Origin of the sequence: Aestuariibaculum suncheonense (assembly GCF_014596935.1) — a bacterium.
GTDB lineage: Bacteria > Bacteroidota > Bacteroidia > Flavobacteriales > Flavobacteriaceae > Aestuariibaculum > Aestuariibaculum suncheonense.
On the sequence record NZ_JACVXC010000004.1, the window covers coordinates 363,281 to 375,024 of the forward strand.

An 11,744-nucleotide genomic window follows, 5' to 3' on the forward strand; every position below is an offset into this window, starting at 1 on the left:
GAGCGAAAGACGGGATTTGAACCCGCGACCCTCACCTTGGCAAGGTGATGCTCTACCCCTGAGCTACTTTCGCAGTCATTTATTATGAACGTTACCCGCTTTAACAGGCATGCAATTCTTGATTGCGGTTGCAAATTTAGTACATTTATTAGAAGTACAAAGTTTTTTTTCGAAAAAAAATAAAAAAAGTTTTAAGCCTGCTTCTTTTTAACCAACATGCGTTTAATTTCATTTAATTTCATCAACGCTTCAACTGGCGTAAGTGTATCAATATCAGTTTCTAATATTTCTTCTTTTATATTTTCAAGTAACGGGTCGTCTAAGTTAAAAAAGCTTAATTGCATCTCATTTTCCATAGACTTCACCTTCTCGGTAAGCTCTTCACTGGAATGCGATTTCTCTAATTTCTTTAAAACCTGATTAGCGCGACGTAAAACCTGTTGTGGCATACCTGCCATTTTTGCTACGTGAATACCAAAACTATGCTCACTTCCGCCTTCAACAAGTTTTCTTAAAAACAACACATTGTCTTTTAATTCTTTAACTGACACATTAAAGTTTTTAATGCGTTTAAAGGTTTCGGTCATTTCATTTAACTCATGGTAGTGCGTTGCAAACAAGGTTTTTGGTTTTGCCGGATGCTCGTGTAAATACTCGCTGATTGCCCAAGCAATAGAAATACCATCGTAAGTACTGGTACCACGACCAATTTCATCTAACAACACCAAACTACGTTCTGAAATATTATTCAAAATAGAAGCCGTTTCATTCATCTCCACCATAAACGTCGATTCGCCCATCGAGATATTATCACTAGCCCCCACTCTGGTAAAAATCTTATCGACCAAACCAATACGGGCTGATTGTGCCGGAACAAAACTTCCCATTTGCGCCAACAACACAATAAGTGCTGTTTGACGTAAAATAGCCGACTTACCAGACATGTTAGGCCCTGTAATCATAATGATTTGCTGAGAGGTTCTATCTAAAAATACATCGTTAGAAATATAAGCTTCACCTATTGGCAATTGCTTTTCAATAACTGGATGACGACCGTCTTTAATTTCTAAATCGAATGATTCTTCGATAGTTGGGTACACATAATTATTGTCTTTGGCTAATTGAGCAAAACCACACAAACAATCTAACTGGCCAACTAAAAAAGCATTCTGTTGTACTGGTTTTATATACTGATTCATCCAGCCCACTAACTCCCCAAACAACTGTTGCTCGATAGCCAATATACGATCTTCAGCACCTAAAATTTTAGCTTCATATTCTTTTAATTCTTCAGTAATATAACGTTCGGCATTCACTAAAGTTTGTTTTCTAATCCAATCTTCCGGCACTTTATCTTTATGTGTATTGCGTACTTCAATATAATACCCAAATACATTATTCGATGCTATTTTTAAAGAGGTAATTCCTGTACGCTGACTTTCACGTTCGAGCATATCATCCAAATAATCCTTCCCCGATTTAGACAGATTTCGTAGCTCGTCTAATTCCGCAGAAAACCCTGCAGCAATGGTACTTCCTTTTAATATGTTTACCGGCGCATCTTCATTAAGCATCTCCTTAACTTTTTCACGAAGTACATCACAACTTTGCAGATTGTCGCCAATAATTTTCAACGATTCATTCGAACTATTAGCCGCTACCGATTTTATAGGAACAATAGCTTCCAACGAATTTTTAAGCTGAATAACCTCTCGAGGGCTAATCTTTCCTGTAGCGGTCTTAGAAATTAAACGTTCTAAATCACCAATATGCTTAATTTGATTTTGTATTTTTTGATGTACCGATGCTTCTTTGGTTAAATAGTCAACCACCTCATGGCGCTGTTTGATTTTACCAATGTTTTTCAACGGCAAAGCTAACCAACGTTTTAACATACGCCCACCCATTGGCGAAATGGTTTTATCGATAATATTTAGAAGTGTTACCGCATTATTATTTGTAGAATTGTAAAGCTCTAAATTTCTAATTGTAAACTTATCCATCCACACATAATCGTCTTCAGCAATTCTGGAAATGGATGTAATATGCTGCAATTTATTATGCTGTGTTTCGGCCAGATAATGTAAAATCGAACCCGATGCAATAATGCCTTCATACAAATCTTCAACCCCAAAACCTTTCAAAGTTTTAGTATCGAAATGCTTAGTTAAAGTTTCGTAGGCGTAATCTGTTTGATACACCCAGTCTTCCAGATAAAAGGTATGAAAATCGTTTCCGAAGGTCTCATTAAACAACATGCGTTTTTGCTTCGATACCAACACCTCACTCGGACTAAAATTCTGAAGCAATTTATCGACATACTCGCCATTTCCCTGAGACGTTAAAAACTCACCCGTAGAAATATCTAAAAATGACACACCAATTTGCTTTTTATCGAAATACACCGAACACAAAAAATTGTTCGATTTAGACACCAATACCTCATCATTTAGTGCCACCCCTGGTGTTACCAATTCGGTTACGCCACGCTTTACAATGGTTTTAGTTTGCTTTGGATCTTCCAACTGATCGCAAATCGCCACACGCTGCCCTGCCTTTACCAATTTAGGCAAATAGGTATTTAAGGAATGGTGAGGAAATCCGGCCAAAGCGGTTTCGGTCTCACTTCCAGCGCCACGTTTTGTTAATATAATCCCTAATATTCCGGCTGCTTTTACGGCATCATCTCCAAAGGTTTCATAAAAATCGCCCACACGAAATAACAATAAAGCATCAGGGTATTTTGCTTTAATGCTATTGTACTGCTTCATTAACGGAGTTTCTTTTTTTGCGTTCTTAGCCAAGGGTAAGTAGTTTTTTAATGTTATTTTTGCCTTTATTGTAGGAGTGCTAAAGTAGCATAATTTTAGTGGTTTTTGATATGGAAACGCTATAAGTTATCTACAGAATATTGACATCAAAAACGATCATGCGTAAATTAAAAAACAGCGAATTAGACAGATTGAGTGTTGAAGATTTTAAACAGGTTGAAAAAACACCCATCATTATTGTCTTAGACAACATTAGAAGTTTGAATAATATCGGATCGGTTTTTAGAACCAGCGATGCCTTTTTAATTGAAAAGATTTATTTATGCGGCATCACGGCAACCCCGCCACATAAAGACATTCATAAAACGGCATTAGGAAGCACCGATACCGTAGACTGGGAATACGTTGAAAACACTATAGATTTAATTGATCGTTTAAAGGCTGAAAACGTTAAAATTTGTTCTATCGAACAGGCTGAAAACGCCACCATGCTTAACGACTTTACTCCTGAAGCCAATACCAAATACGCTTTAGTTTTTGGTAACGAAGTCAAAGGTGTGGCTCAAAAAGTGGTATCGGCAAGTGACATGGTGATTGAAATTCCTCAATATGGCACAAAACATTCCTTAAATATTTCGGTAAGTTGCGGTGTCGTCGTTTGGGATGTGTTTAGTAAACTTAAAAATGTCTAGTAAAAAACAAAAACAACCTTGGCCTACCAAAGCGGTAATGCACCAGATATACGAGATGAACCTTTGGGGTGGACAAAAATTTGATTTCTACTCTGGAGAAGGCTCACACAATCCAGAGATTATAAATCCTTATTTAAACGCTGTTATTTCATTTTTAAATTCTCACCATAAGAAATTAACGGTTTGCGATTTAGGTTGTGGCGATTTTAATATCGGTAAACACCTTGCTGAGTACTCCAGCAAATATATCGCTATAGACATTGTTGAAAATCTTATTAACAGAAACAAAAAGCTATTCAAAATAGACAACCTAGAGTTTCTGTGCTTAGATATCGCAAAAGATCAACTACCTAAAGCCGATTGCATTATACTCAGGCAAGTTTTACAACATTTATCTAATTCAGAAATTCAAAACATTATAAAAAAACTAGACGCTTATAAATACATTATTCTAACCGAACACATTCCTTTAGGTGAATTCACCCCAAACAAAGATATTATTTCTGGCCAAGGTATTAGACTAAAACAGAACAGTGGTATAAGTATTACTGAAGCACCTTTTAACTTTAAAATTAAACACCAGAAACAACTTAGTGAACTCATAGTAAATGACCAGAAGGAACGTATTGTAACCAATTTATACGAAATATATTGACTAACAAGCAACCCTAACGTTTTCATTTCCCGCAGTATTTTAAAACTAGAAAACACAGGACCATATACTTGATATTCATGTAAGAGCAACCGTTTTATAAAAAATACTGAAGCTTTCTCGTTAAAATTTCCAAATGAGAAAATCACACTGAATAATACTAAACTTGTTAAATAATAATTTTCTTACTATTACCCTTGCTGTTTCTTAAATGAATTATTATGTTTTATTTTCAATCAAAAATCATCATCAATAATGAAACTATTAAAATCAATCCTACTTATTTTAGCCATTTCTTTATTTTCAAACTGTCAAATTGAAAAAGAAACTAAAGACACAACAATAACTGTATGTGAACTCATTGGAAACTGGACATTATAAAACAATTCGGGCACTACTAATGAGATTCAGAAAGTAAAATTTAATGATGATTTTACCGCTGAAATCACTTTTAATGACGGTTCTTCAACAAAAACCATTCAAGGCAATTGGCAATTAAATAAACCTTTACAAATAGGAACCAACCATGTAAATGTCACTTTAAAATCTGACGTAATGCTTCATTTCAATGATAATGAAAATGAATATGAGAGCAATAATCATACAATTATGTTAAACGCCGAAAAACTTGATAACAAAACGATTCTAACTTCGCACAACTTGACACTTTCAAAAAGTTAATTAGAAAAAATCTCTTGTAACACCCACAAATAATCTTCACGATTATTCACAAAGTCTTTACTAGAAATATCAATAATTTTTACGTTAAAATCACTTTGCGTTTTTAAAAAATCCATATAGCCAGTGTTTATTTTTTCAAGATATTCATCGGCAATATTCTGTTCGTAATCGCGCCCGCGCTTTTTAATATTTTGTTGCAAACGTTCAGTATTTTGATAGAGATACACATACAAATCGGGCTTACGCAATTCTTTATACATCAGGTAAAACAGCTTGCGATACAGGTTAAACTCATCTTCCTGCAAAGTGACTTTCGAGAAAATAAGCGATTTAAACACATCGTAATCGCTCACAATAAAATCTTTAAACAAATCGAGCTGAGATAAATCGTCACTGATTTGCTGATACCTGTCGGCTAGAAACGACATTTCCAAAGGAAATGCATAGCGGCTGGCATCTTTATAAAACTGTGGTAAAAACGGATTATCAGCAAAACGTTCTAAAATCAGTTTGGCATTAAAATCGTTTGAAATTTTTGTTGCCAAACTTGTTTTCCCGGCACCAATATTACCTTCAACAGCAATATAATTATACTTTGAAAAATCGAAAGCGACACTTGGGTTTTGCAAAACCTCAGCTATCGGCTCTAAAACCGATTCATCATTACATTCTTCTAACAATGTATTAATCGTTTTTTTAAAAACAGGATGCTCCACTTTCGATGCTATATCATTAAGCGGCAACAACACGAACTTACGCTTTTGCATTTCCGGATGTGGCACGATTAGAGTTTCGGTTGTAATAACTTCATCTTGTACCAAAATAATATCCAAATCTATGGTTCTTGCTTCATAAGCATTCGGATTGGTTCGTAAGCGTCCCAACTCAATTTCAATTGCCAATAGAATATCTAAAACCTGTTGAGGCTGTAAATCGCTTTGCAACGTTAAACAACAATTATAAAAGTCGTCGCTTTCAAAACCAAAAGCAGGTGATTGGTACACTTTAGAAATCTGCTTAATTGCACCAATACGCTGATAAATTAAATTTACCGCTTTTTGCAAATGACTAAGTCTATCGCCTTTATTGCTGCCTAAAGCAATATGAAATGTTTTGGGTCGCATCATAACTACCGGCAAAATAACTAAAACAAATTTTATTACTTTATATTTACTATTCCTATTTATTCACAAATTACATGACTTTAAAAGACAAACTCGCCGCCCAACGTATTTATATGCTTTTAGGAGCTTTGTTTATTACCTCCTTAGTAGTGTCTAACTTAATTTTTCAGAAGTTTTTTTATTGGTATCCGTTTGATATTGAAATCTTCGGATCTAAACTATTTGAAATTTCGGTGGGCATTTTGCCTTACCCCATTACCTTTTTAATCACCGATTTAATTAGTGAAATTTATGGTAAAAAACGAGCTAACCAAGTCGTTGTTGCCGGTATATTTGCTTCGTTATTTTCATTGCTGATAGTTTATGTGTCCAGCATTGTACCAGCCACCAGCTGGTCGCCTGTAGGAGACCAAATGTTTACAACCGTTTTTGGAAATACCGTACTCGCCGTTTTTGCCAGCATGATGGCTTACCTTTTTGCTCAGTTTATTGATATTCAAATTTATCATTACTGGAAAAGTTTAACTAAAGGCAAACATTTGTGGATTAGAAATAACTTTTCAACATTCATTTCTCAATTTGTCGATACCTTTACTGTGGTAGGGTTACTGTGCGTTTTTCACATCATTTCCTGGGAAAACTTTTTAGGACTTATCCTTTCCGGATTCCTTTTTAAAGTCTTAATAGCCATGTGCGATACGCCATTTATGTATTTAGGCGTTTATCTGTTTAGAAAACGCTTTAACTTAAAGGTGAACGAAGAAATTCTTCTACTGTAATTTTATAGAAAACTTAACGAATAAAATGCTTGTTTTCAAACTTTTCTGATGAAATTTGCGTATATAAAGTAACTCATTTTTAAACCTATAACCTACTCATAAAACATAATACCCCATATTTATGAAGAAAGCTTTTAAAATTTTAGGTCTGTCTGTACTAATCATTTTAGTGCTTTTAATTGCACTACCCTTTGCTTTTAAAGGTCAGATAAAAGACATGGTTAAAACCTTTATTAACCAGAATATAAATGCACGTGTCGAGTTTAGCGATGTAAGTTTGAGTTTACTAAAGAGTTTCCCGCAAGCCCATGTTGAAGTGAACGATTTACTGATTACCAATTTTGAGCCCTTTAAAGACCAAACCTTATTAAGCACCAAAAATATGGCCTTTACTATGTCGGTGAAGGAATTATTTAAAAGTGCTGAAGATGGTCCGTTAACCATAAATTCTATTTCTATAGATGAAGCCTTTGTTAACCTGAAAACAAACGCGGAGGGCAAAAGTAATTACGACATTACAAAAGATGACGGTTCAACTACCGAAACAGAAACAAGCAGTGATAGCAGCTTTGCATTCGACATTGAAAACTACAGTATTAATAACAGTGCGTTTAATTATTTAGACGAAGGTTCTAAAATACAATTCAGTATCAGCGAATTAAACCATAAGGGGAAAGGCACTTTCTCTGGAACCGTTTCTGAACTGGATACCAACACCGAAGCCCTTGTGAGTTTTAGCATGGACAGCACTGCTTATCTAACTAACAACCACATCAAACTGGATGCTTTAATTGATTTAGATATAGAAAACAGCAAATACACGTTTAAAGACAATAAAGCACTTATTAATCAGCTTCCCTTAGAATTTCATGGTTTTGTTCAACTTATTGAAGAAGGTCAGGATATAGACATCACTTTCGAAAATCCGGGTTCTACATTTAAAGATTTCTTGGCGGTTATCCCGGCAAACTATTCCAAAAGTATTGAAAATGTACAAACCACAGGCGATTTTAAAGTAAAAGGGATTATTAAAGGAAAAGTGACCGAAGAGACCATCCCTACTTTAGACATTAGCATCACCTCTAATAACGCTTCATTTAAATATCCGGATCTACCTAAATCGGTTGAAAATATTATCATCAACACCGAAATTAAAAATGAAACAGGTTATGTTGATGATACCTATGTAAATATTAACACGCTGAACTTTAAAATAGACAACGACATTTTTAAATCCTCTGCAACGATTAAAAATTTAACCAAAAACATGTTGGTGAATGCTAGTGTTGACGGCACTCTGAATTTAGGAAATTTAACCCAAGCCTATCCTTTAGAATTAGATCAGGAATTAAGTGGTATTTTAAAAGCTAATATCCATACAGCTTTCGACATGAATGCTATTGAAACCAATGCTTACGAGCGCATAAAGAGTTCCGGCACCATGAGTGTTTCCGAATTTAAATTTGCTTCCCAAGAATTGGCCAATCCGGTGAGCATTTCAAAAGCCGATATGACGTTTAATCCATCTACCGTAACGCTCAATAATTTTAATGCAACTACAGGAAGTAGTGATATAAATGCCAACGGTTCTATAAATAACCTACTTGGATTTTTATTGAGCGATGGCACTTTGAAAGGAAACTTCAACGTAAACTCAAATAATTTTGTGTTAAGTGATTTTATGACTGCAGATGAAGAAACACCTGCTCAGGAACAAACCGAAACCACGACCACAAGCACAGCAAGCAACACTGAAACCTTAAAAATTCCTGCGTTTTTAGATTGTACCATCAACGCCAATGCAGCGAATGTAACCTACGACAATTTAAAACTGAAAGATGTTAAAGGCGCACTGGTTATTAAAGACCAGCAAGCCACATTAAATAATTTAACATCCAAACTATTTAATGGTAATTTAGCCCTGTCTGGTAACGTATCAACCAAAAACGACACTCCTACATTTAACTTAGATTTGGGTGCCGAAAATTTTGATATCGCCGAATCTTTCGCCGGCTTAGATATGTTTCAAAGTATTGCCCCTATTGCTAAAGCATTACAAGGAAAACTAAACACCAAATTAAATTTGAAAGGTGATTTAACACAGGATTTCACTCCAAACCTGAATACCCTTTTTGGTGACGCTGCCGCGGAATTATTAACGACAAAAGTAGAGCCCCAAAACGCACAGGTTTTAAATAAACTGGAAAGCTCATTAAATTTTATAGATTTTGACAAATTCAGCTTTAACGATTTGAAAGCCTATTTAGAATTTGCCAATGGAAAAGTTAGCGTGAAACCATTCACTTTTAAATATCAGGATATTGCCATTGAAGTTTCTGGATCTCACGGATTCGATAAAACCATGGCTTACAACGCGATATTCAATGTACCTGCTAAATATTTAGGAAGCGATGTTAACAAATTAATCAGTAGTATTAACGATAGCAAAGTCAATGATATAACTGTGCCAATCACAGCAAATATTTCCGGTAGTTACACTGATCCAAAAGTATCAACCGACTTAACAAGTGGTGTAAAAAATTTAACGAGTCAGCTAACCGAAATTCAAAAACAAAAATTAATCGGTCAAGGCAAAAACGAATTGAATAATTTACTTGGCGGATTAACCGGAAGTAGCACCACAACAAAAACCACAACTAGTACCGATTCAACAACAGTTTCAGAAACAGAAACTAAAACAACCTCACAAGACCAGATTAAAGAAAATGTAAAAAATGTGTTAGGCGGACTTCTGGGAGGTAAAAAGAAAAAAACAGATACGTTGAACTAAAATTTATAAAGATAGATTTCAAAAAGGCTCGTTTTTTAAACGAGCCTTTTTTATTGATTTTCTATAAAACTATCTAAAATCGACTTCATTTTCACGAAAAACAACGTATTTCACTCAAAACAAGGCTATTTATGTTAAAGAAATGTGAGTATCCTTGCTTTTTTCAATTAAAATACTATAATGTAGATATACAATATTTTAAAAAGAAAAGCAGCATCAATGAGGCAACTTAAAATTACAAAACAAGTCACCAACAGAGAGTCTAAATCCCTTGACAAATACTTGCAGGATATTAGCAAAATTCCACTGATTACAGCAGATGAAGAAGTGGAATTGGCACAACGTATCAAACAAGGCGATCAGGTAGCACAAGACCGGCTAACCACAGCCAATTTACGCTTTGTTGTTTCGGTGGCTAAACAATACCAGAATCAAGGGCTTACCCTACCCGATTTAATTAATGAAGGGAATGCCGGACTGGTAAAAGCGGCCAAGCGCTTTGACGAAACACGTGGTTTTAAGTTCATTTCGTATGCTGTTTGGTGGATTCGACAAGCAATTCTTCAGGCTTTAGCCGAACAATCTCGAATAGTTAGATTACCTTTGAACAAAATTGGCTCGATTAATAAAATTAATAAAGCCTATTCGTTTTTAGAACAAACGCACGAGCGTGCTCCCAGCGCCGAAGAAATTGCTCAGGAATTAGATTTAACCGTTAACGATGTTAAACAATCCATGAAGAATTCCGGACGCCACCTATCCATGGATGCACCATTAAAAGAAGGCGAAACCTCAAATTTATATGATGTGGTTTCGGCAGGCGATTCGCCAAACCCGGATAGATACTTAATGAATGAATCGTTAAGTACAGAAATAAACAGAGCCTTAGATACTTTATCGCAAAAAGAAAGCGACATTATTCGTTTAAATTTTGGATTGAGCAATCAACCGCCAATGAGTTTAGACGAAATAGGAAAAACGTTCGATTTAACACGCGAGCGCGTTCGCCAGATAAGAGAAAAAGGCATCAGAAGATTAAAGCATACATCAAAAAGTAAAATTTTAAAAACGTATTTGGGATAGTCCTGAATACACTCACTCTATAAATAAACTATATGTTAAGAATTGAAATTAAAGAAGGGGAAAACATTGAACGCGCACTGAAACGCTACAAACGTAAACACAGAAACGTTAAGGTGATGCAAAACTTGAGAGATAATCAATTTTTCACAAAACCATCGGTTAAAAGAAGACGCCAAATCCAAAAGGCGGAATATATCCAAAACTTAAGAGACCAGGAAGATATATAAATCGTTCCTGTCAGGATATTAAAAAAATCACGCCTTATAAGCGTGATTTTTTTATTTATTGAATCGTGATGTTTACAACCAGACCTTCATTACTGCGCACATTAAAGACGGTTTGATCTTCAAAAATTAAATACTGTCCTTTTATTCCTTTTAACACTCCCTGATAACTTGGTGTTTTTCCTAAATTTAAACTTTTAGGTTTTAAAGGATATTGATGCACTGGATACTCTAAATTGGTTTCCGAATTACTCTCAATGAAATACTCTTTAGCTTCATCAGGGATATATTGCTTTAAACGCTCGCGCCATTCCACTAAATTTTCATCTTCAATGTCATTTTTCAACATGGTACGCCAGTTGGTTTTATCAGACACATAATCTTTTAAAGCCACCTCGGTAATTCCAGCCAAATAACGATTAGGCACTTCAACAATTTCAATGGCTTCATGTGCCCCTTGATCTATCCAACGGGTTGGCACCTGTGATTTTCTAGTCACCCCAACTTTTACACTACTGGAATTCGCCAAATACACAATATGCGGCTGCAATTGCATTTTCTTTTCATATTCTAAATCTCGATCTTCTTTACCTAAATGTGCCGTACTCAATTCTGGACGCATAATCCAATCGGCTGCCTGAGGCACATCAAAAAAACAACTTTTACAAAACCCCTGACGATAAATTGGTTTATCTAATCCGCAATTCAAACATTGGTATCTAACAAATTCAATAGAAATGGTCTTCTCCAGCAACTGATTCATGTTGATAAAGTCGCTTTCAAATACTAAATAATACTGAATAGGCGCAGCATATTCCGTTTCCATCTTTGTTAAAACCCCTTGGTAAGTCATTCGTTTTGTGTTTATCGATTTTCGTAATTCACTTCAAAATTACAAACAATTAAACGAAATATCTAAATCTTAAATTTGCTTTCCCTTTTCAACA

The 11,744-nt window shown here is 35.1% G+C and carries 9 protein-coding genes and 1 tRNA gene; 6 read left to right on the plus strand and 4 right to left on the minus strand.

What is annotated here, in order from left to right; all coding sequences use genetic code 11:
* Position 1 precedes the first annotated feature (1 nt).
* Both ICJ84_RS12495 and mutS read right to left on the minus strand, forming a co-directional pair.
* A tRNA-Gly gene (locus ICJ84_RS12495) sits at positions 2 to 73 on the minus strand.
* A 118-nt stretch (positions 74 to 191) separates the two neighbouring features.
* Positions 192 to 2,804, minus strand: a complete 2,613-nt coding sequence (mutS, locus tag ICJ84_RS12500; protein WP_188216737.1) for a DNA mismatch repair protein MutS — start codon at positions 2,802 to 2,804, stop codon at positions 192 to 194.
* Between the two features lie 125 nt (positions 2,805 to 2,929).
* On the opposite strand from mutS, the gene ICJ84_RS12505 reads away from it, so the two are divergent.
* On the plus strand, positions 2,930 to 3,463 hold the full coding sequence (locus tag ICJ84_RS12505) for an RNA methyltransferase (protein WP_188216738.1): 534 nt from the start codon (positions 2,930 to 2,932) through the stop codon (positions 3,461 to 3,463).
* The gene (locus ICJ84_RS12510) at positions 3,456 to 4,118 is read left to right on the plus strand and encodes a class I SAM-dependent methyltransferase (protein ID WP_188216739.1); all 663 of its coding nucleotides are present in this window, start codon (positions 3,456 to 3,458) and stop codon (positions 4,116 to 4,118) included. Before ICJ84_RS12505 ends, ICJ84_RS12510 begins: the two co-directional genes overlap by 8 nt.
* A gap of 674 nt (positions 4,119 to 4,792) precedes the next feature.
* Here the strand turns inward: ICJ84_RS12510 and folK are convergent.
* Positions 4,793 to 5,923, minus strand: a complete 1,131-nt coding sequence (folK, locus tag ICJ84_RS12515; RefSeq protein WP_188216740.1) for a 2-amino-4-hydroxy-6-hydroxymethyldihydropteridine diphosphokinase — start codon at positions 5,921 to 5,923, stop codon at positions 4,793 to 4,795.
* Positions 5,924 to 5,994: 71 nt separating this feature from the next.
* Here folK and ICJ84_RS12520 point away from each other — a divergent pair, with 71 nt between their 5' ends.
* From ICJ84_RS12520 to rpsU, 4 genes are all read left to right on the plus strand, one after another.
* Positions 5,995 to 6,699: a queuosine precursor transporter gene (locus ICJ84_RS12520; protein WP_188216741.1), complete on the plus strand. Its 705-nt coding sequence runs from the start codon at positions 5,995 to 5,997 to the stop codon at positions 6,697 to 6,699.
* A 121-nt stretch (positions 6,700 to 6,820) separates the two neighbouring features.
* Positions 6,821 to 9,490, plus strand: a complete 2,670-nt coding sequence (locus ICJ84_RS12525) for an AsmA-like C-terminal region-containing protein (RefSeq protein WP_188216742.1) — start codon at positions 6,821 to 6,823, stop codon at positions 9,488 to 9,490.
* Between the two features lie 219 nt (positions 9,491 to 9,709).
* Positions 9,710 to 10,573: a sigma-70 family RNA polymerase sigma factor gene (locus tag ICJ84_RS12530; RefSeq protein WP_188216743.1), complete on the plus strand. Its 864-nt coding sequence runs from the start codon at positions 9,710 to 9,712 to the stop codon at positions 10,571 to 10,573.
* A 32-nt stretch (positions 10,574 to 10,605) separates the two neighbouring features.
* The gene (rpsU, locus tag ICJ84_RS12535) at positions 10,606 to 10,800 is read left to right on the plus strand and encodes a 30S ribosomal protein S21 (protein WP_188216744.1); all 195 of its coding nucleotides are present in this window, start codon (positions 10,606 to 10,608) and stop codon (positions 10,798 to 10,800) included.
* A gap of 55 nt (positions 10,801 to 10,855) precedes the next feature.
* On the opposite strand, the gene ICJ84_RS12540 is transcribed toward rpsU, so the two are convergent.
* Positions 10,856 to 11,650, minus strand: a complete 795-nt coding sequence (locus tag ICJ84_RS12540) for a DUF2797 domain-containing protein (RefSeq protein ID WP_188216745.1) — start codon at positions 11,648 to 11,650, stop codon at positions 10,856 to 10,858.
* Positions 11,651 to 11,744: the final 94 nt, after the last annotated feature.

Bases quoted from the DNA above. Each gene is read 5' to 3' on its own strand.
- ICJ84_RS12505 (WP_188216738.1), top strand. From the start codon at position 2,930: ATGCGTAAATTAAAAAACAGCGAATTAGACAGATTGAGTGTTGAAGAT.
- ICJ84_RS12525 (WP_188216742.1), top strand. From the start codon at position 6,821: ATGAAGAAAGCTTTTAAAATTTTAGGTCTGTCTGTACTAATCATTTTA.
- folK (WP_188216740.1), bottom strand. From the start codon at position 5,923: ATGATGCGACCCAAAACATTTCATATTGCTTTAGGCAGCAATAAAGGC.
- ICJ84_RS12510 (WP_188216739.1), top strand. From the start codon at position 3,456: ATGTCTAGTAAAAAACAAAAACAACCTTGGCCTACCAAAGCGGTAATG.
- ICJ84_RS12530 (WP_188216743.1), top strand. From the start codon at position 9,710: ATGAGGCAACTTAAAATTACAAAACAAGTCACCAACAGAGAGTCTAAA.
- ICJ84_RS12540 (WP_188216745.1), bottom strand. From the start codon at position 11,650: ATGACTTACCAAGGGGTTTTAACAAAGATGGAAACGGAATATGCTGCG.
- rpsU (WP_188216744.1), top strand. From the start codon at position 10,606: ATGTTAAGAATTGAAATTAAAGAAGGGGAAAACATTGAACGCGCACTG.
- ICJ84_RS12520 (WP_188216741.1), top strand. From the start codon at position 5,995: ATGACTTTAAAAGACAAACTCGCCGCCCAACGTATTTATATGCTTTTA.